The sequence below is a fragment of the Saccharothrix carnea genome (genome assembly GCF_003014735.1).
Lineage (GTDB): Bacteria > Actinomycetota > Actinomycetes > Mycobacteriales > Pseudonocardiaceae > Actinosynnema > Actinosynnema carneum.
On the sequence record NZ_PYAX01000014.1, the window covers coordinates 120,323 to 140,050 of the forward strand.

15 protein-coding genes are annotated in these 19,728 nt (G+C 72.3%); 1 reads left to right on the forward strand and 14 read right to left on the reverse strand.

Annotation, left to right across the window (positions count from 1 at the left end; genetic code table 11):
* Positions 1 to 43: 43 nt before the first annotated feature.
* Positions 44 to 715 (forward strand): hypothetical protein, encoded by a 672-nt coding sequence (locus B0I31_RS32260; RefSeq protein ID WP_106619174.1) that lies wholly within the window; start codon positions 44 to 46, stop codon positions 713 to 715.
* A gap of 78 nt (positions 716 to 793) precedes the next feature.
* Here B0I31_RS32260 and B0I31_RS32265 read toward each other — a convergent pair whose 3' ends face one another.
* The 14 genes from B0I31_RS32265 to B0I31_RS32330 all read right to left on the reverse strand — a co-directional run bounded on the left by B0I31_RS32265 (position 794) and on the right by B0I31_RS32330 (position 19,641).
* Positions 794 to 997: a response regulator transcription factor gene (locus tag B0I31_RS32265; protein WP_245950591.1), complete on the reverse strand. Its 204-nt coding sequence runs from the start codon at positions 995 to 997 to the stop codon at positions 794 to 796.
* Positions 998 to 1,068: 71 nt separating this feature from the next.
* Positions 1,069 to 2,478: an alkaline phosphatase family protein gene (locus B0I31_RS32270; RefSeq protein WP_106619175.1), complete on the reverse strand. Its 1,410-nt coding sequence runs from the start codon at positions 2,476 to 2,478 to the stop codon at positions 1,069 to 1,071.
* Positions 2,475 to 3,581, reverse strand: a complete 1,107-nt coding sequence (gene eboE, locus B0I31_RS32275; protein WP_106619176.1) for a metabolite traffic protein EboE — start codon at positions 3,579 to 3,581, stop codon at positions 2,475 to 2,477. The genes B0I31_RS32270 and eboE overlap by 4 nt, the downstream gene beginning before the upstream one ends.
* The gene (locus tag B0I31_RS32280) at positions 3,578 to 4,429 is read right to left on the reverse strand and encodes a TatD family hydrolase (RefSeq protein WP_106619177.1); all 852 of its coding nucleotides are present in this window, start codon (positions 4,427 to 4,429) and stop codon (positions 3,578 to 3,580) included. The genes eboE and B0I31_RS32280 overlap by 4 nt, the downstream gene beginning before the upstream one ends.
* Positions 4,429 to 5,856, reverse strand: a complete 1,428-nt coding sequence (locus tag B0I31_RS32285) for an EboA domain-containing protein (RefSeq protein WP_106619178.1) — start codon at positions 5,854 to 5,856, stop codon at positions 4,429 to 4,431. Before B0I31_RS32285 ends, B0I31_RS32280 begins: the two co-directional genes overlap by 1 nt.
* Positions 5,853 to 6,707 carry an SCO3242 family prenyltransferase gene (locus B0I31_RS32290; RefSeq protein ID WP_106619179.1) on the reverse strand — a complete coding sequence of 285 codons (855 nt, stop codon included), beginning with the start codon at positions 6,705 to 6,707 and terminating at the stop codon, positions 5,853 to 5,855. The genes B0I31_RS32285 and B0I31_RS32290 overlap by 4 nt, the downstream gene beginning before the upstream one ends.
* Positions 6,704 to 7,861, reverse strand: a complete 1,158-nt coding sequence (locus tag B0I31_RS32295) for an inositol-3-phosphate synthase (protein ID WP_106619180.1) — start codon at positions 7,859 to 7,861, stop codon at positions 6,704 to 6,706. Before B0I31_RS32295 ends, B0I31_RS32290 begins: the two co-directional genes overlap by 4 nt.
* Before the next feature lie 151 nt (positions 7,862 to 8,012).
* The gene (locus B0I31_RS32300; protein WP_245950592.1) at positions 8,013 to 12,812 is read right to left on the reverse strand and encodes a ThuA domain-containing protein; all 4,800 of its coding nucleotides are present in this window, start codon (positions 12,810 to 12,812) and stop codon (positions 8,013 to 8,015) included.
* 87 nt (positions 12,813 to 12,899) lie between these two features.
* Complete coding sequence (locus B0I31_RS32305) at positions 12,900 to 13,757, reverse strand: sugar phosphate isomerase/epimerase family protein (protein WP_106619182.1); 858 nt, start codon at positions 13,755 to 13,757, stop codon at positions 12,900 to 12,902.
* Positions 13,758 to 13,787: 30 nt separating this feature from the next.
* A complete protein-coding gene (locus B0I31_RS32310; protein ID WP_106619183.1) occupies positions 13,788 to 14,969 on the reverse strand; it encodes a substrate-binding domain-containing protein in 1,182 nt (393 codons plus the stop codon).
* Positions 14,970 to 14,994: 25 nt separating this feature from the next.
* Complete coding sequence (locus tag B0I31_RS32315) at positions 14,995 to 16,002, reverse strand: ABC transporter permease (RefSeq protein ID WP_106619184.1); 1,008 nt, start codon at positions 16,000 to 16,002, stop codon at positions 14,995 to 14,997.
* Positions 15,999 to 17,012 (reverse strand): ABC transporter permease, encoded by a 1,014-nt coding sequence (locus tag B0I31_RS32320; protein WP_106619185.1) that lies wholly within the window; start codon positions 17,010 to 17,012, stop codon positions 15,999 to 16,001. The genes B0I31_RS32315 and B0I31_RS32320 overlap by 4 nt, the downstream gene beginning before the upstream one ends.
* Complete coding sequence (locus B0I31_RS32325; RefSeq protein ID WP_106619186.1) at positions 17,009 to 18,511, reverse strand: sugar ABC transporter ATP-binding protein; 1,503 nt, start codon at positions 18,509 to 18,511, stop codon at positions 17,009 to 17,011. Before B0I31_RS32325 ends, B0I31_RS32320 begins: the two co-directional genes overlap by 4 nt.
* Positions 18,508 to 19,641 carry a Gfo/Idh/MocA family protein gene (locus B0I31_RS32330; RefSeq protein ID WP_106619187.1) on the reverse strand — a complete coding sequence of 378 codons (1,134 nt, stop codon included), beginning with the start codon at positions 19,639 to 19,641 and terminating at the stop codon, positions 18,508 to 18,510. Before B0I31_RS32330 ends, B0I31_RS32325 begins: the two co-directional genes overlap by 4 nt.
* Positions 19,642 to 19,728 lie beyond the last annotated feature (87 nt).

Genomic DNA, 19,728 nt, shown 5'->3' on the forward strand with positions numbered 1-19,728 from the left:
CCGGTGCCACCACCCCCGCTCACCTTCCCCTGAGGAGGAACGCATGGCCAAGACCAGGCCCCGGACCCCGCGGTCGGCGTCACGGGCACCACGTCTCACCGGACTGATCACCGTTTTCCTGCTCGGGTTCGCGCTCGCCTTCGTGCTCGGCACGTGGACGTCCGGCCCGGACGCGACCGAGCGCCGCATCGCCGAGCTGGAGCAGGCGGAAGCCCGGCGGGACGTCGAGCAGATCGGGCAGCTGACCGAGCTGGCCCGCGGCAGCCGGGACCGCCTGACCCCGGTGTTGCAGGCGATGGCGAAGGCGGCTCCGCTCAGCGGTGACACCCCGCGGGGCCCGCTCACCGCGGCGGAGGTCAACGGTTGGCGGGCGATCCTGTCCGCCGAGGTCGAGCGGTACGAGGAGACGCCGTCGTCGGGCAACGGCGTGAACGTGGCCCGGACCGCGATGCGGACCGCCGTCCGCCAGCTCGCCACGGCGGCCGACGGCTTCGCGGCGGCGGCCGCCGCGACCGGGCCGCTCGGCGGCGACCTGGTCACCCTGGCGGGGCACCAGCGCGACCTGGCGCTGCAGACGTGGTCGGTGGCGGCGCTGCAACTCGACGTGATCAACGTCGACGCCGGCAACGGGCACGTCCACGTGCAGCTGCCGTCCGGCGGCGACTCCGGCACGATCCCGCTCGACAGCGAACCCGAAGGCAGTCAACGGCGTTGACGTGAGCTTTCGCGGCTTCAGAGCCAGGAGGGCGCGACACCGCTGGTGTCGCGCCCTCCGCTGTGCGCGGGTGAACCCTCACAACCAACCGTTGGTGGCGGCGAGGACACCCAGCTGGAACCGCGTCTGCGCGCCGAGCTTGTGCTCCAATCGCGCGATCCTGCGGCAGATCGTGCGTTCGCTCACCCCGAGTTCCCGGGCGATCGCGCGGTCGGTCGCCCCGGCCGCCATGAGGAGCAGGAGCTTCCGCGTCTGCGGGGTGGGCTCGTCTCCGACGCTCACCGGCCTGTCATCCTTTCGCTACGACCCCACGCTCGGCGCATTGCCGAAGGAACACAACGTGACCGGCCGGCTCATCGGTCGGCCCCTCTCCCGGGTGCGGACAGGCCTTGCAGGTCGAGCAGCAGGTCGCGGACGTCGGTGGCGGCGATCCGGCCGGTGCGCTCGACCGCGGCCGGTACGACGGGGTCGGAGCACAACAGCACGGGGCCGTCCTCGGCGCGGTCGGGGAGTCGGCCGTGGGTGCCGCGCACCCAGGTCGGGTCGAGCGGTACGACGTTCATCGCGTAGCGCAGCCCGAGCTTCTTGCGCGCCAGGTTCAGCCCCGCCTTGGCCTTGGCGAGCCGGTCGGCGGGGTCGAAGAACAGCTCGGCCGGGTCGTAGCCGGGCTTGCGGTGGATGTCGACACCGCGGGCGAAGTCGGGCGCGCGGCTGTCGTCGGTCCAGTAGTAGTAGGTGAACCACGCGTCGGGCTCGGCCACGACGACCAGCTCGCCGGAGCGTTCGTGGTCGAGGTGGACGGTCGCTTGCCCTTCGCGGTCGAGCACCACGTCGACGCCGGGCAGCTCGGACAGGACCGCTCTGGTGCGCGGGAGGTCGGCCGGGTCGGCGACGTAGACGTGGGCGATCTGGTGGTCGGCCACGCCGAAGGCACGGGAGGTCCACGGGTCGAGCAGTTCCGTGCCGGCCTGGGTGTAGACCTCCAGCAGCCCGGCGCGGCGCAGCGCCCGGTTGATGTCGACCGGTCGGCGCGCGGCGGTGATGCCGTACTCGGACAGCGCCACGACCGTGGCACCGGCCGCTTCGGCGTCGGTGAGCAGCGGGGCGAGCGCGGCGTCCACGTCGGCCGCCGCCCGTGCGGCCTCCGGCCCCGAAGGTCCGAACCGCTGGAGGTCGTAGTCCAGGTGCGGGACGTAGACCAGCAGCAGGTCGGGCCGCTCGGACGCCAGCACGCGGCGGGCCGCGCCGACGATCCACTCGCTGGACTTCAGCGCGGCCGTGGGCCCCCAGTACTGGAACAGCGGGAAGTCACCCAGCTCGGCGACCAGCCGGTCGTGCAGGGCGGGTGGGCGCACGTAGGCGTCGGGCGACTTGCGGCCGTCCGCGTGGTAGATCGGGCGCGGGGTGACCGTGATGTCGGTGGAGGCGCCCATGGCGTACCACCAGCAGATGTTCGCGGCGGTGTAGCCGGGGTGGGCGCGGCGGGCGGTCTCCCACAGCTTCTCCCCCTGCACGAGCCGGTTGTGCTGGCGCCACAGGTGGACCTCGCCGAGGTCGCGGAAGTACCAGCCGTTGCCGACGATGCCGTGCTCGGCCGGGGTGAGCCCGGTGAGCAGGGTGGACTGGGCGCTGCACGTCACGGCGGGCAGCACGGTGCCCAGTTCGGCCTGCCAGCCCCGGCGGCCGAGGCGGGCGAGGTTGGGCATGTGCGGCAGCAGGCCCGGTGTCAGGCCCACGACGTCGATGACGACCAACGGGTTCATGCGACGCCTCCGAGGTGGTCGGCCGCCCAGCGCAGTTCGGCGGCGATGCCCGCGGCCAGGTCGTCGACCGGGTCGGGCAGGACGTTCCAGGTGTAGGTCTCGACCTCGACGTGCGGCACGGCGTCCGCGGTGGACCGGACCGCGTCGACCGCCGTCAGCAGCACGTCGGTGGTCGACGTGAGAGGGGCGGCGGGCCGGGCGTGCAGCGGCACGTGGAAGTGGACCCGCCACGGGTGTGCGGCGGGCAGGGTGTCGAGCGCTTCGGGCAGGTCGTCGGCGGCGAGCACCCCGCCGGGCGTGTTCTCCCGGACCTGGTGCAGGTAACGCGGCTCGGCGAACGCGGCGATGGCCCGCCTGCCCTCCTCCGTACCGGGTTCGGCGACCTCCAGGGCCGCCGACGCCTGCACCTTGACCACGGACAGCCCGCTGCGGCGGATCGCCTTCACCGTCTCGGCCGGGTCGGCGAAGGACACCGCGAGGTGGCAGGTGTCCAGGCAGATCCCGATGTGGTCGTGGTCGACGCGGTCGGCCAGCCAGGAGACGGCGTCGGCGACGGTGTCGAGCACGCAACCCGGCTCCGGTTCGACCGCGAGCCTGATCGGCCTGCCGTGCCGGGCCGCCTCGTCGCGCAGGAAGCGGCCGACGATGTCGAGCGAGGCCTGGGCGCGCGCGTCGTCGGCTCGGGACCACGGCTCGCGCCACGCCAGCGGCAACGTCGAGATGCTGCCGTAGTCCGCGGAGTCGGGCAGCAGGTCCGCGAGCACGACGGCGCACGCGATGGTGTACCCGGTGCGCCGGTGGTCGGTCCACGGCGGCTCGTAGACGGAGTGCTTGACCACGTCGTGGTGGAACCCGCCGTACGGGAACGCGTTGAGGGTGCTCACCTCCAGTCCCCTGGTCCGCAGGTCCGCCGCCAGGCGGCGTCGGGCCGTCCCGTCCGCGGCGAGGCCGCGGGCGACCGGTTCGGCCAGCCACAGCCCGAGCGCGAGCGTGTCGACGCCCAACTCCTCCCGGACCGGGACGGCGTAGCGGTCGAGCTGCGCGACCACCCCGGCCAGGTCCTCGGCCGGGTGCACGTTGGTGCAGTACGCGATGGAACTCACGGGCGTTCCCCCCGCAGCACCGAGTTGCCGGCGAACGTGTCCGCGGCCGTGGTGTCGTCGAGCACCAGCCGCCCGCTCTGGCCGTAGAACTCGACCGGGTTGTGCCACAGCACCTTGTCCACTTCGGACTCCTCGAAGCCGGCCGCGAGCATCGCCAGGCCGGTTCTGTGCGTCTTGAGCGGGTCGGACCGGCCCCAGTCGGCGGCGGAGTTCACCAGCACCCGGTCCGTGCCGTACTCGCGCAGGATGGCGACCATGCGGTCCTCGTCCATCTTCGTGTCCGGGTAGATGGAGAAACCCAGCCAGCAACCCGAGTCGGCGACGGCGCGCACCGTCGTCTCGTTCAGGTGGTCCACGAGCACGCGTTCCGGTGGCAGTCCCGACTCGCGGACGAGGTCGAGCGTGCGGGCCGTGCCCGCGGCCTTGTCCCGGTGGGGTGTGTGCACCAGCGCCGGCAGGTCGTGGCGCACGGCCAGCTCCAACTGCCGGGCGAACGCCTCGTCCTCCTCCGGGGTCATCGAGTCGTAGCCGACCTCGCCGACCGCCACCACACCGTCCTTGGCCAGGTAGCGCGGCAGCACGTCCAGGACCGGGGTGCAGCGGGGGTCGTTGGCCTCTTTGGGGTTGAGCGCGATCGTGCAGTGGTGCGCGATGCCGAACTGCGCCGCCCGGAACCTCTCCCAGCCGATCAACGAGTCGAAGTAGTCGGTGAACGACCCGACGTTCGTGCGGGGCTGCCCCAGCCAGAACGCGGGCTCGACCACCGCACGCACACCGGCGGCGTACATCGCCTCGTAGTCGTCGGTGGTGCGGGAGGTCATGTGGATGTGCGGGTCGAAGATGCGCATCAGGTTTCGCTCCTCAGCAGGTCCAGCGCGTCCTGGGGCACGGCACGCCCGGCGGCACGGCGTTCGTCGGCGTACGCGGCGACCATGCGCTCCAGCTCCGCGTCCACGCGCCGGTCCAGTCCGGCGACGGCGGCGAGGGGAATGCCCAGGAACAGGCACTTGAGCACCCCGTGACGCCAGGTGTGGTCGTCCAGGTGTCGTGCGGCGAACGGCCCGAGCGCCGCCGCGACGAGCCTCGTGTCGTTGCTGCGCAACGCGTCCTTGACGAGGTCGACCCCCGCCGCGGGCGCCTTGTCGCCGACCGAGGCGAGCGCGCGCAGAACGCCACGGCGTTCGGCGTCGTCGCCGAAGCGGTAGAGCGAGAGCAGCTCGGCCGCCAGCTCGTCCGGACCGGTCGTGGCCGCGAGCGCGACCAGCAGCGTGGTGCGGGCGCGGTCGTCGACCGTGCCGTGCACCACGCCGAGCGGGTCGGACGCGCCGTGCAGCGGCTGCCTGCCCACCGCTCGGCCGACCGCGGGGAAGAACGTCCGGATCGACACCGGGTCGGCCCGCACGGTGCGCTCGGCCTCCGCCAGCCAGGGGTGCTCGGCCACCGGCTTGGACGACGCCTCGCGCAGCGCGCCCAGGGCTCGGCGGGCCACGTCGGGTGCGGCGTGGCTGTGCCGGGGCAGCTCGACGGCGGCGAGCCCGGTGTACCCGATCTCGTCCAGCGCGGCGAGCGTGGCGGCCAGGTCCAGTTCGCCCTCGCCGAACTCCAGGTGCTCGTGCACGCCGGGCAGCATGTCGTCCAGCTGCACGTTCAGCAGCAGGTCACCGGCAAGGCGGACGCAGTCGGCCGCGTCCCGCGGCTCGACCGCTACGCAGTGGCCCACGTCCAGGGTGATGCCGAGCAGGGCGGGCGACCCGAGCTCCTCGCGCAGCCGCAGTGCCTGGTCGAGGCGTTCGACCAGCATGCCGGGTTCGGGTTCAAGCGCGATCGGCACACCGCGCTCGGCCGCGCCCTCCAGGACCGCCGTGACACCGGACCGCATCCGCTGCCACGCCTCGTCCTCGTCCACGCCCGCCGGCACCACGCCGGACCAGAAGGAGACGCAGTCCGCGCCCAGGCCGGCCGCGATGTCCACGGCGCGCAGCAGGAAGTCCACCCGGACCTCCTGGGCATCGCTGACGAGCGTCGGGTGGTGCTTGCGCCACGGGTCGAGCAGGAACCGCGCGCCGGTCTCCACCACGACGCCGAGGTCGAGGCGGTCGAGGCGGGTGGCGAGCTTCTCCACCTGCCGCGACAGGTCCGGGGCGAACGGGTCGAGGTGGTGGTGGTCGAGGGTGAGCGCGACCCCGGTGTAGCCGAGGTCGGCGATCACCGCGAGCGCGTCGTCCAGCCGGTGGTTGGCGAACCCGTTGGTGCCGAATCCGAGTCGGAACGTCATGTGGGGCCCACCTTCCGGCTCAACGCTCGGGCGAGGGGCAGGACGAGCGCGAGCGCCGCGGCGACGAGCGGTGATCCGGCCCTTGCCACGAGCGCGCTCTGCAACGGGACCATGCCGTGGATGCCTGTCCTGGTCGCCGATCGGACCGCCCGGGCACCGGGTTCGCGCACCGCGGCCAGTTGGGCACGCCCGACCGTGGCGGCGTACGCCACGGCACCCGCGACCGCGCCCAGCCGGTGCTGCCACGTCCTCCCGGGTCGGGCGAGGACGGCCGCCGTGGTCGCGGTGGTGCCGCCGAGCACCGCCTTCGCGGTGGCCGGCGACGTGCCGTGGACCTCGCCGCGCGACAGCACCGTGACGCCGAGGGTGTGGCCGGCCAGGACGGTGGCGGCGGGCAGCGCGGCCGGCGCCCGCAGCCGACCGGCGCCCAGCAGGACGTCCAGTCCCCGGCACGCGGCCATGGCGAGCGGTCCGGCCGCCGTGTCCTTCAGCACCGTGTCGTAGGACCACACCGCCGCCGCCAACGGCACCGCGACCGCCACCGCGTCCCGGCCACCGGCCACCGCGGCGAGGCCGAGTCCGGTCGCGGTGAGCGCCGTGGCGGTGGCGAGCGCGGCACGCGGGCTCACGCGGCCGGACGGGATCGGGCGCTCGGGGCGTTCGGTCGCGTCCAGCTCGCGGTCGGACCAGTCGTTGAGCGCCATCCCCGACCAGTACAGCGCCACCGACGCCAACGGCAGCAGCAAGCGCCTGCCCCGTAACGGCACACCGGCCGCAGCGGCGCCGGCGAACGTGTCGCCCAGCACCGTCAACGCGGCCGGTGCCCGCACCAACTCCGCGTACGCCCTCACGTCAGCTCCCCCGCCCACCGGTACAGCTCGCGGGCCTGCTCGGCGAACCGGTGCTCGTCACTGCCCAACGGGTCCTTGAAGAAGAACGCCAGCGCGCCCAGCGCACCCACCTGGCCGGCGGCGTGCGCCGCGGCGACCAGCCGGGCCAGGTCCAGCACGAGCGGCGCGGCCAGCGAGGAGTCCAGCCCGGTCCACGTCAGCTGCAGGGACATGCGTGCGCCGAGGAACCCCTCGAACGACACGTGATCCCACGCCGTCTTCTGCTCACCCAGGTCCGGCACGTTGTCGATGTGCAGCGGCGCGGTGACGCCGTCGCCGAGCAGCGCGGCCAGCCCGCGCGCCTTCGACTCCAGCTTGCTGTCGGCGTGCGCCGGGTCCTCCAACGTCGCGCCGTCACCTCCCCCGAGCAGGTTCGTGCCCGCCCAGGACCGCACCCGCAACGCCCGCGCGGTGAACATCGGCGCCAGCACCGTCCGCAGCAACGTCTCCCCCGTCTTGCCGTCCCGGCCCGCGTACGGCAGCCGCTCGCGGCGGGCGAGTTCGTCCAGCGCGGGCAGGGCGATGCCGGTGGACGGGGTGAAGTCGACGAACGGGCAGCCCGCCGTGAGCGCCGCGTACGCCGCCACCGAACTGGGCGGCAACACCGCGCGTGTCGGGTCGGCCAACGCCTCCTCCAACGCGGCCAGGTCGTCGTGCTCGGGCGTGGCGGGCACCGGTGGTTCGGTCGAGGACACGTTGACCACGACGACCCGCGCCAAGCCGTGCCGCTCGCGGAAGCCGGTGATGTCGGCGGCGAGCCGACCTGCCGCCTCCGCCTGGCTGCCCCGGTGCGTGACGGGGTGGTACCCGGGTCGGACCTCGGCGTCGGCCGCGTGCAGTCGGTCGGTGATCGCGCCGAGCAGGCGGTGCGGCAGCACGCCGCTGTCCGCCAACTGCTCGGCGCGCTTGACCAGCGGTGTGTCGACCACGTCGTGCCCGCCGACGACCAGGTCGGCCCAGCCCGGCAGTGGGACACCGGCGAACTCCGGCCGTTCGGTGACGCAGCCTGTCGGCGGCGTCAGGCCCGCCCGCAGTGCGAGCAACCCGCTGATCGCCGTCGTCGCGACCGATCCGCGTGCCCCGATCAGCCACAGCCCGGTGGGTTCGTCCGTCATTGGCACCCCTCCTTCGCCAGCTCCACTGAAAACCGGTCACCGATCGGTGCCGGGACGCGGAGGTCCCGGCACCGATCGGTCGGGGATGCGGTCCGGCAACCGCTCCCACGTGCGGGTCGGCCGGAGCCCCGGAGGACTCCGGCCGCCGCGGTCAGCTACCGCCCGCCTGGCTCCGCAGCGCCGCGATCACCACGTCGGTGTCGGCGACGAGCAGGTCGCGCACGGCGCGGTCGCCCACCCTGCGGGAGACCGCGTGGCGGAAGCTCTCCAGCTCCTCGATCGCCTTGCCGGTCCTGCCCTCGAACAGCAGCCGGCGGGCGTCGTCCAGGTCGCGGTCGAGGCCCCGTGCGGTGGACGACGGGATCCGTCGTTCCGCGGCGAACCGGTCGACCATCGCCTGGAGGTCGGGCAGCGAGGTGGTGACGGTGAACGACACCGCCACGTCCCGCTTGTTGCCCGCCTTGTCGGTCGCGGTCAGCGCCAGGGTGTGCGCGCCGAGCGCGAGGGTGTGCATGGTGATGGTCGTGCCCGAGGTGACGGCTCTGCCGTCGAGCGTGGCGGTGACCGACGCGATCCCGGAGGTGGTGTCGTCGGCCTGCCAGGAGACCGCCTTGTCCTCGGAGTGGCCGTAGCTCACGCCGTCGTGCAGGCCGGTGACCTTCACCGCCGGCGCGCTCGCGTCCACCTTCACCGTCACCGAACCGGCCTGGGACGTGTTGCCGCGCACGTCCGTGGCCCGGTAGTGCACCGCGTGCGTGCCGTCGCCGGTGACCGGGAACGGCGCGGTGTACCGCGCCCACTCGCCGTCGCCGACGCGGTACTCGGTGCGGGCCACGCCGGACCCGGCGTCCGCCGCGGTGATGGTCACCGTGGGCGGGGTGGTCCACCAGCCGTCCGCGCCGTTGGGCTCGGCCGGGTCCACCGTCGCGGTGACCTCCGGCGCGGTCGTGTCGACGCCGGTCACCCGGAACCAGTCGAAGTCGACCGTCACCGGGCCCATGGTCTGGCTCGGGCCGATCGCCATCAGCCCGAACCCGGCGTTCGGCACGTCGTTGGTGACCGGGTCGCCGAGCGAGGTCCAGTTGGTGCCGCCGTCGCTGATCTCGCCGCTGTAGGCGTTGCCGGTCTTCTTCAACCGCAGGTGCCACCACCCGCTCTCCGGCGTGCCGATCAGCAGGGATCGGTTGCCGCCGTCGCCGAACGAGCCGTTGTTCTCGGAGACGAGCTCCGCGCCCAGGCTCACGGCCTGACCCGGGGCGTTGCGCGCGACGACGTCGAACTTCACGTAGTCGTCGTCGTTGCCGTACACCATGAACCCGGCCAGCTGCCACTGCTCGACCAGCGGCGCGGCGATCCTCGTCTCCAGCGTCCAGTCGCCCTCGGGTGCGTTCTGGAGGATGAAGTTGCGCGGGTTGTCGTTGTTGCCGCCGTTGATGTCGCCGGGCAGCGTCTCGATGCTCAGCAGGCCGTCGGCCACGCTCATCGACGCGAGGTCCGGCCGGACGACGGAGTCCCAGCGGCAGCCGTCGAGCCGGTCACCGTCGAACTCGTCGTCGATCGGGAGGTCCGGGTCCGGGGTGTCGCAGGTGATCGGCGGCATCGGCGCGGTGCGCACGACGACCGGGGTGGACACCTTCTTGGACCGGCCCGCGGCGTCGGTGACCGTCACCGACGCGTGGTAGGTGCCGTTGCGGGCGTAGGTGTGCTCGACCGTGGCGCCCGACGCGGTGGTGCCGTCGCCGAGGTCCCACGCGTAGGTGAACGGCGCGTCGTTCTCCGGGTCGCTCGCCGTGGCGGTGAGCTCGGTGGTGAACGGCGCGGCGCCGGTCACCGGATCGGCGGTGACGACCACGTGCGGTGCGGCGTTGACCGACACGCCCTTGCCGATGAACGTGAACGAGTCGAGCGTGAACCGGTTGGCCGGGCCGCGGAACACCGCGACCAGCTCCATGGTGCCACCGGGGTCGGTGACCGCCACGTCCGGCGCGGTGGCGTACCGGTCGAGGCCGCCGGTCTCCGGCACCGCGATGGTGGCCAGCAGGTCCCCGGTCGGCGAGTCCTCGCGCAGTTCGATCGAGCCGCCCGCGCCCGCGGACGCCACCCTTGCGGTGACGCGGTCGATCTGGTGCAGGTTCACCGGCGTGAAGGCGATCCAGTCGCCGTCGCCGAGGTCGCCGACCCGCTTGCCGGACTCGGCGGCGGGGTCGGGTGCGACGATGACACCCGAGGACTCCTGGTGGAACTCGGCCTGCTTGTGCTTGGGCTGGATCACCGCGAGGTCGCGGCCGACCAGCGGCGGCAGGGTGCCGGCACCGCGGTCGGTGTAGGACGCGTCGACGGAGTAGAAGATGTCCGCGTCGGCGTGGCCCTCGTCGACCAGGGTGGCGAACTCGCCCTCGCAAGCGTGGATCGGGTCGATCGGGTGCGCGTGCGCCTCGTGGCCGAGCGCGGGTTGCAGGACCGCCTTCGAGCAGTCCGGTTGGCCGTCTTCTGGGTCGGTGACGTCGAGGTCGAACGCCACCTTGTCGCCGAAGTCGAAGAACCCGCCGTCGACCGGTGAGGTCATCGTCACCGAGGGCGCGGTGTTGCCGACCGTCACCTGGACGTTGGTCACGCCCGACTTGCCGGACGCGTCGGTCACGGTGAGCTGGGCGTTGTGGACGCCGTTGGACCGGTAGGTGTGCGTCGGCTCGGCCTCGGTGGACGTGCCGCCGTCGCCGAAGGTCCACGCGTAGGTCAGCGGGGTGCCCTCGGGGTCGGACGACTGCGCGGCCGAGAACTTCACCGGCAGCGGCGCCTGGCCCGAGGACGGCGTCGCCGTCGCCTTCGCGGTCGGCCGCCGGTTGCCCTGCGTGTAGTCGATCCGGTAGATGCCGGAGTCGGGGTTGTCACGGCCGTAGCCGCCGCCCCACTCCACGACGTACAGGGCACCGTCCGGACCGAACTTCATGTCCATCGGGGCCAGCGGCGCGGCGCTCTTGAACCACTCGTTGATCTTGAGCAGGTCGCCCTGGTCGTCCTGCGAGAACGTCCAGAACTTGTTGCGCGCCCAGTCGTAGTAGAACGGCTTGCCGTCGTAGTACTCCGGGAACTTGACGTCCGACACCAAGTTCGGGTCGAACTCGTAGCGCGGGCCCGCCATCGGCGCCTCGCCGCCGGTGCCCATCTCGGGGAACTCGTCGCCCTCGGCGCCGTTGCCGTACCAGACGATCGCGGCCCTGGCGGCGGGCAGGTTCGTCAGGCCGGTGTTGTTCGGCGAGTCGTTGACCGGGTTGGCGCAGTCGAACTTCGCCTTGGAGGTGTTCGTGGCGAAGTCGAAGTCGTTGAACGGGGTGTTGTCGCCGACGCAGTACGGCCAGCCGTAGTTGCCGGGCTCCTTGATGACGTTCCACTCGACCAGGCCGCCGGGACCGCGCGACGGGTTGTCCCCGCCCGCGTCCGGCCCGTAGTCGGCCAGGTAGAGCGTGCCGTCCGAGGCGACGTTGAAGCGGAACGGGTTGCGGAAGCCCATGGCGTAGATCTCGGGGCGGGTCTTCTCCGCGCCCGGCGCGAACAGGTTGCCCGCGGGGATGGTGTAGGTGCCGTCCGGCTCCGGGTGGATGCGCAGGATCTTGCCCCGCAGGTCGTCGGTGTTCGCGGAGGTCTTCTGCGCGTCGAACAGGTCGCGACCCGGGCGCTCGTCGATCGGCGCGTACCCGCTGGACTGGAACGGGTTGGTGTCGTCGCCGACACCGACGTAGAGGTTGCCGTTCGGCCCGAACTCCAGGTAGCCGCCGGTGTGGCCGGGCTCCTCCCGGCGTGACGCGGGCACCTCCAGCAGGACCTTCTCGCTGTCGGGGCGGATCACGTTGCCCTGCGCGGTGAACCGGGACAGCCGGTTCACCTCGGCGGTGCCCGCCGGGGAGTAGTACACGTAGACGTGGTTGCTGGTGGCGAAGTCCGGCGCCAGCGCCAGCGACACGAGACCGTCCTCGCCGCCGCTGTAGACGGGCAGGGACAGCGCCGTCGAGGTGCTGTCGGTGGCGGGGTCGTGCACCCGGACCTCGCCGAGCAGCTCGGTGTAGAAGACCCGCCCGTCCGGCGCGATGTCCAGCGTGGTCGGCGCGCGGGTGGCGTCGTCCAGCGTCACCTTCTCGAAGCTGGTGTCGACCGTGGCGCCGCAGTCGGACGACACGACGCCGGCGGCGGTGCGGATGCCGCCCAGCACGTGCGCGACGAAGTTCGGCTCGGTGTAGTCGGCGGCGTTGTGGCCCATGCCGGTCGCCCAGACGCGGCCGCCCTCGGCGTCACGGCACCACGAGATCGGGTGGTCGTGGCCCATGGCCTCGGAGCCCGGGTCGTAGGTCTTCTCGTCCACCTCGACCAGCGGGTGCACCTTGCCGCGCATGCCCGGCTTGAAGTTGTACCACTCCTCGGCCTTCTGCCAGCGGTCCGGCAGGTGCCTGGTCGACTCGTGCACCTCGTCGACCTGGTAGGCGGTGGCGGTCAGGCCGTTGGCGGAGTGCGCGGTCATGTGCGCGCCGCCGTTGACGAAGTCGTCCCACCACGGGAAGGACGACTCGATGTTCATGTCCGTCGCGTTGTGGACGGCGACGATGCCGCCGCCGTCGTTGACGAACTTCTTCACGGCCGCGCGCTGGGCGTCGGTGTCCCAGACCATGCCGCCGTTCTGGAGCATGATGACGACGTCGAAACCGGCCAGGTTCGCGTCGGTGAACTGGTCGGCGTCCTCGCTGTGCACCACCTCGAAGTGGTGGTCGGCGGCGAGCTTCTCGACCATCGCCACACCGGCGGGGATCGAGTCGTGCCGGTAGGCGCCGGCGGCCGTCTTGGTGAACAGCAGTGCGCGGAACTCGGCCGGCGCGTCGTGGCCGGGGTGCGCCGCCGCGGTCGCCGGCACCAGACCGGCCACGACGAGCACCGCCGACACGAGACCGAAGACGGTGCGCAAGCGGGATACAGGGGTTCTCACGATCCTCCACACGCTTTCTGTTCCGTCCGGCGTGCCGGCGCCGGTGAGTTGTCGGGTGACGCCCGATCAGCCGGTGCCGATCACCTCCCTGAGGAACTTCAGGCCGTCGACGGCGAGTGCCTCCTGGGTCGGTGCGAGTGGGCGCCAGATGGACGCGGCGGTGGCGATGCTGGCGTTCTCGCCGGTGAAGGACTCGATGCACAGCGGCCCGGTGTAGCCGGCGTGGGTGAGCGCGGTGACGATGTCGGGCCAGTCGAGGTGGTCGTCACCGGGTGTGCCGCGGTCGTTGCCGCAGACCTGGACGTGCGCGATCCGACCGGCGGCCGACCGGATCGCGTCACCGACGTGCTTCTCCTCGATGTTCTGGTGGTAGACGTCGACGGCGACTCCGCACCCGTCTTCCGGCAGGCCGTCCAGTGCCGCGAGGGTCTGCCCGATCGTGTTGAGCAGGCTGGTCTCGTAGCGGTTGAGGGGTTCGACGGCGACCCGCACGCCCGCCGCCCGGGCGTGCTCGACCACCGGCGCCAGGTTGTCGCGCAGCTCGGCGACGCGGTCGTGCCGCTCCTGGCCCGTCATGCGCCACGTGCGGCCGACCGACGCGTAGGCCGGGCCCGCGATGACCGGCGAGCCCACCTCCACCGCGATGTCCACGACCCGCCGCAGGTAGTCCTGGGTGGCGGTGACGGTCGCGGGTTCGGCCGCGACCAGTTCCCGGCCCGGTGGCATCACCAGGCACACGGTCGCGGCGAGCCCGTGGTCGGCCAGGACGCGTGCGGCCAGGGCCGGGTCCCAGTGGTCGACTTCCTCCACCGGGAGTTCGAGCACGTCGAACCCCCATCCGGCCACCTGCGTGGCCAGCTCGGCGAGCGTCGCGTCGCGCAGGGGCGACGTCCAGACCCACGTGCTCACACCGATCGCGTGCACAGTTCCTCCATCCGGGCCGGGTAGCGGGTTCTACTTCCAGGGCGCGGGGTAGCCCGGCATGAAGTCGCAGCCGCACATGGCGTAGTGCAGCGGCGGCATGTCCTGCTGCACGAAGTCGTCGAGCTCGTCCTCGGTGATCTTCGGCTGCGGCAGCACCCACTCCTTGGGCACCTGCTGACCGTTGAGGACCTTCAGCGCGGCGATGACCGGGGTGCGCCACTGGTAGGTCGGGTAGGTCGGGGCGACGGCCGTCATCTTCTCCATCGCCCAGGTGCGCAGGAAGTCCTGCTGGTCCTCGCCGACGAACGCGGGGATCGGCACGCCCGCGTCCTGGAACGCCTCCACGGCGGCGACGGCGGTCGCGCCCGCGTCCATCCACACGCCGTCGATCTGGCCCTCGCGCTGGATGTAGTCGTTGACGATGGTCTTGGTCTTGGCGGCGTCACCGTCGGTGAACTCGACGCCGACGACCTTCAGGTCGCTGCCGGAGAAGATCTCGTTGGCCGCGGCCCACCGCTGCTCCAGCACGTCGACGCCGGGCAGGATGCGCAGGGCGAGGACCTTGCCGCCCGCCTTGACCTTCTCCTTCAGGAACTCCGCGCCGTCCGCGCCGAACGCGAAGCCGCCGATCGGGTGGATGAACGTGACCGGGCAGGACGTGTTGACGCCGCGGTCGAACACGATCACCGGCACGTTGGTCTTGCACGCCGCCTCGATGGCGGGGGTCAACGTGGCGGTGGTGTTCGGTGACACGACCAGCGCGCTGCACCCCTGGGAGGCGAACGACTGGATGTCGCTGATCTGCTTGTCGTCCTTGCCCTCCGCGTCCAGCACGGTGAACTTGGTGATCTCCGGGTGCAGCTTCACCTCCTCCTTCATGGTGGTGAACCCGACCTGCCGCCACGGGTTGTTGACCGCCGCGTTGGAGAAGCACAGGTGGTAGCCACCACCCGGCTTGGCGTACTTCGCCGTGTCGACCAGCTCCGGCGCGAGCATCTGCTCCCACGGCTTGTCGGCCGGGCCCTCGGCGGTGGTCGACCGGAACTTCAACTGGCGCTCGTACTCCGCCTGGTCGAAGAACTCCGACTTCGCGCCGGCGGCCTTCGACGTGCCCGTCGTACCGGTTGCTCCGGTGTCGGCGGGCAGGTCGCTGCTGCAGCCGGCCATGGCCAGCAGGCCCGCGACGGCCACGACGGACCACTTCCTGTTCATCGGTTCTCTCCTTGTGCGGCGGTGACTAGCGGGCAGCGGGCTCGGGTGTGCCGGCTCGGGGCCGGAGCCTGAGCCGGGGGTTGGCGCCGAGGGCGGCGTAGGCGACGGCGGCGATGATGATCACGCCTTGGACGGCGGACTCCAGCGCGCCGGAGACGCCGAGCAGGTTCAGCAGCGAGAAGAGGGCTTCGAGGGTGAGCGCGCCGGCGGCCGCGGCGACGACGGAACCCCGCCCGCCGCCGAGCAGGACGCCGCCGAGGACGACGGCGGTGATGGCGCGGAACTCCAGTCCCTCGCCGACCTGGGCCGACACGCCGGCGAACCCGCCGAGCAGGATCGCGGCCAGTGCCGCGAGCACACCGGACAGCGCGAACGCCAGCACCTTGAGCCGGTCCACCCGCCCGCCCGCGAGGCGGACGGAGTTCTCGTTGTCCCCCACCGCGACGAGCGTGCGGCCGGTGCCGCCGCGCATGAACAGCACCGCGGCGACGAGGACGGCCAGCAGGATGACCACCGACCACGGCAGGTGGCCCACGACCGGCAGGTCGACGCCACCGCGGCCGAACACGCGGAACGACGGTGACAGCGCGCCGCGCGGTGCGCCGCCGGTCCACAGGAACACCGCGCCGTCGAGGATGAGCAGCATCCCGAGGGTCACGATGAACGACGGCACCAGCAGCTTGGTCGTGACCAGCCCGTTGACCAGGCCGACCAGCAGGCCGAAGCCGAGCAGCAGCGCGATCACCCACGCCGTGTTGGCGTCGTCCCCTTCGATCAGCCGGGCCGCGATCACCACCTCGGCGGTGACCAGCGAGCCGACCGACAGGTCGAACCCGCCGGAGACGATGACGAAGTACTGGCCGATGGCCAGCAGCACCAGCGGCGCGGCGCGCTTGAGCAGCGCCAGGTACCCGGTGGGTTCGGAGTAGGCGGGACCGGCGAAGGCCAGCGCCACCAGCAGCACGGCCAGCACCGCCAGCACGGGCGCGGTGCCCTCGGCCAGGCGGGGACGCCACGTGGTCGGCGCGTTCACGCGGACCTCCTGGTGAGCTTGCGGCGGGCGTACAGCGCCACCGCGACGATGAGGACGATGCCGCGCACGACGTCCTTGAAGAACGGGTCGACCGCGAGGTCGTCGAAGATGGTGTCGAGGGTGGCCAGGATGAGGACGCCGCCGATCGTGCCGACGACACCGCCCCGACCGCCCGCCAGCGCCGCGCCGCCGAGCACGACGGCCGCGATGGACTCCAGGTCGTAGCCCGCGTCCGTGCCGACGTACGGCGCGCCGGATCCGAGCCTGCTGGCCAGGAACACCCCGGCCAGACCCGCGGCGACGGCGCACAGCACGTGGGCGGTGACGATCGTGCGGCCGGTGCGCACACCCGACAGGCGCGCCACGTCGATGTCGCCGCCGACCGCGTAGGTGTGGTAGCCGGCGCGGGTGCGCTTGAGGAACCACCACGCCGCCGCCGCGACGAGCAGCATCAGCAGCACGCCGATCGGGACCGGGCCGATGCGGTCGAACCCGAGGTGCTGGAACGCGCGCGGCACGCTGCCCGCGGGCCCGGTGTAGTTGTCCTCCAGGTAGCCGCGCAGGATCAGCGCCACGCCCAGGGTCGCGATGAACGCGTTCACCTTGAGCACCGTCACGACCAGGCCGTTGACCAGGCCGACGACGGCGGCGACACCGAGCGCCAGCAGCACGCCGGGCACCATCATCCCGTCGCTGCCCGCCATCGTCTCCGCCGCCACCAGCGAGCACAGCCCGACCAGGTAGGCCACGGACAGGTCCAGGGAGCCGGTGATGATCACGATGGTCTGCCCGACCGCGACCAGCCCCAGCACGGTGCTGCGGGTCAGGATGTTGAGGATGCCGCCCTGGTCGAGCAGCACCCCGCCGTTCAGGCCGACCAGGATGCTGCCGACGACGAGCAGGGCCAGCAGCGCCAGGTAGACGGTGACGGTCGGCGTGAGGCTGAACCCGCGTCCTCCGTCACGGCGGACGATGTCCGCGAGCTTGGCCTTCTGCTGCACGACGCTCATGCCACCTCTCCCCTGGTGTGCCCCGTGGCCAGGCCCATGACGGCTTCCTCACCGGTGCCCGCGGGCAGCTCACCCGCGATCGCGCCCTCGTGGACGACCAGGATCCGATCGCTCATGCCGATCAGCTCGGGCAGTTCGGAGGAGATCATCAGGATCGCGACCCCGTTGCGCGCCAGGTCTCGAAGCAGCCGGTGCACCGCCTGCTTCGCGCCGACGTCGATGCCGCGCGTCGGCTCGTCCACCACCAGCACCCGCGGTCCCACGGCCAGCCACTTGGCCAGCACGACCTTCTGCTGGTTGCCTCCGGACAGGTAGCGCACCTCCTGGTGCTCACCCCGCGCCACGACCGCGACCGACTTCAACAGCTCGCCGAGGTCGGACTTGCGCCGCCCCGCGCCACCGGTCAGCGCCGCGCGGCGGACCAGCAGCGCGTTGTCCCGGATGGACTGCCGCAGCGCCAGCCCTTCGCCCTTGCGGTCCTCGGTGACGTAGCCGATGCCCAGCCGCACGGCCGCACGCGGGTCGGTGATCCGCCGCTCGACACCGTCGACCTCGACCGTGCCCGCGGTGAACGGCTCGACACCCCAGATCGCCCGCGCGATCGCCGACCGCCCGGAACCCTGCAACCCGGCGATGCCGACGATCTCGCCCGCCCGCACCTCGAACGTGATGCCGCGGACCCGGCCGTTGCCCGCGCCGCGCAACGCCAGCCGGACGTCACCGAGGTCGTCCGCGCTCGCGCGGTCGGGGTAGAGCGCGTCGAGCGACCGCCCGACCATGTGCCGCACGAGCTGGTCCGAGGTCAGCTCGCGGGTGAGGGCGCAGGTGACGAACGCGCCGTCCTTGAGCACCGTGATCCGCTTGCTCAGGTCGAACACCTCGCGCATCCGGTGCGAGACGTAGAGGATCGCGATGCCCCTGGCGCGCAACCGGTCGACCAGGTCGTACAGCAACTCCACCTCGTGGTCGGCCAACGCGGCGGTCGGCTCGTCCATCGCCAGCACCCTGGCGTCGGTGGACAGCGCCTTGACGATCTCCACGACCTGCTTCTGCGCCACCGACAACCGGGTGACGGTCTCGGCCGGGTCGATCCCCTCCTCGCCGAGCCAGTCCAGCAGGCTCTTGGTGTCCGCCTCCATCTTCCGGCGGTCCACCTGCCCCCGGCGGACCGGCTCGCGGCCGAGGTGGACGTTCTCCGCGACGGTGCGGTGCTCCAGCAGGTTGAACTCCTGGTGGATGATCGCGATGCCCGCCTCCTGGGCGTCGCGGGGTGTGGCGAACACGACCGGCTCGCCCTCGACCTCGATCCGGCCGGAGTCGGGCCGGTGCACGCCCGCGAGCACCTTGAGCAACGTCGACTTGCCCGCCCCGTTCTCACCCATCAGCGCGTGCACCTCGCCCGCGCGCAGCTCCAGGTCGACACCGCGCAGCACCGGCACGCCGAGGAAGCTCTTGGTGATCCCGGTGAGCCGGACGACGACGTCACCGTCGACGGTCATCGCTCCACCTCGACCCAAGCCCCGGCCGACGCGGCGGAGGTCAGGACCGCGTCGGTGATGCGGACCGCCCGCAGGCCGTCCGCGAAGGTCGGCAGGCCGTCCGGCAGGTCCTCGCCCAGCACGGCGCGGTAGGTGTCGCCGACGAATGCGTCGAAGCAGTCCTGGTAACCCTGCGCGTGCCCGGCAGGCAGGCGCGCGTACCGGGCCGCGGACGGCGACAGAACTTCGGGGTCGCGCAACAGCACCTGGTTGCCGCGGCGACCGCCCACCCACAGCCGCTCCGGGTCCTCCTGGTCGAACGCGAAGCTGGCCTCGGTGCCGGAGACCTCCAGGTGCAGCCGGTTCTTCCGGCCTGCCGCGACCTGCGAGACCACCACCGTGCCCAGCACCCCGGACCCGGTGGTGAACTGCACGACCGCCGCGTCCTCGGTCGGCGTGGCCCACGAACGCGGTCGCGGCTGGACGGCCACCGTCTGCGCGGACAGCCGGTGGATCCGGTCACCGGTGACGAACTCGAACAGGTCGCACCAGTGCGAGCCGATGTCGGCGAACGCCCGCGACGGGCCGCCGACCGCCGGGTCGACCCGCCAGTCGTCGTCGGTCGGCCGCGACAACCAGTCCTGCAGGTACCCGCCGCTGACCGTGGACACCACACCCGCCTGACCGGTCGCCAGCCTCGCCCGCAGCTCACGGACCATCGGGTGGAACCGGTAGACGAACGGCACCGTCGCCACCCGGCCGGTGACCTCCGCCGCGCCGGCCAGCGCGGTGGCGTCGGCGACACCGGTGGCCAACGGCTTCTCGCAGATCACGTGCGCACCCGCGGCCAGCGCGGCGTCGACCGCCTCGGCGTGGCGGACGTTGGGCGTGCACACGTGCACCACGTCGGCGCGGGCCTCGGCCAGCAGTGCGTCCAGGTCGGCGTAGCCGCGTTCCGCACCGATGGCCCGCGCGGCGTCGGCCGCACCGTCCGCGGTGCTGGCCACCGCGGCGACGACCTCGGCTCCCGCCCGCCGCGCCGCCTCGGCGTGCACGCGGCCCATGAAGCCGGTACCCACCACGGCGATCCGCAGGGTCCGAGGCTCGGTACGACCGCTCTCGGCCGTGTGAGTTAGGTGGGTCACAGTCATGTGGCGAACCGTAGGAGGGCTAATGGCGGATGTCAATCAAAAGTCGGACAGGTTTCGGCGAAGTACGGCATATGTCCCCGGTCTCTG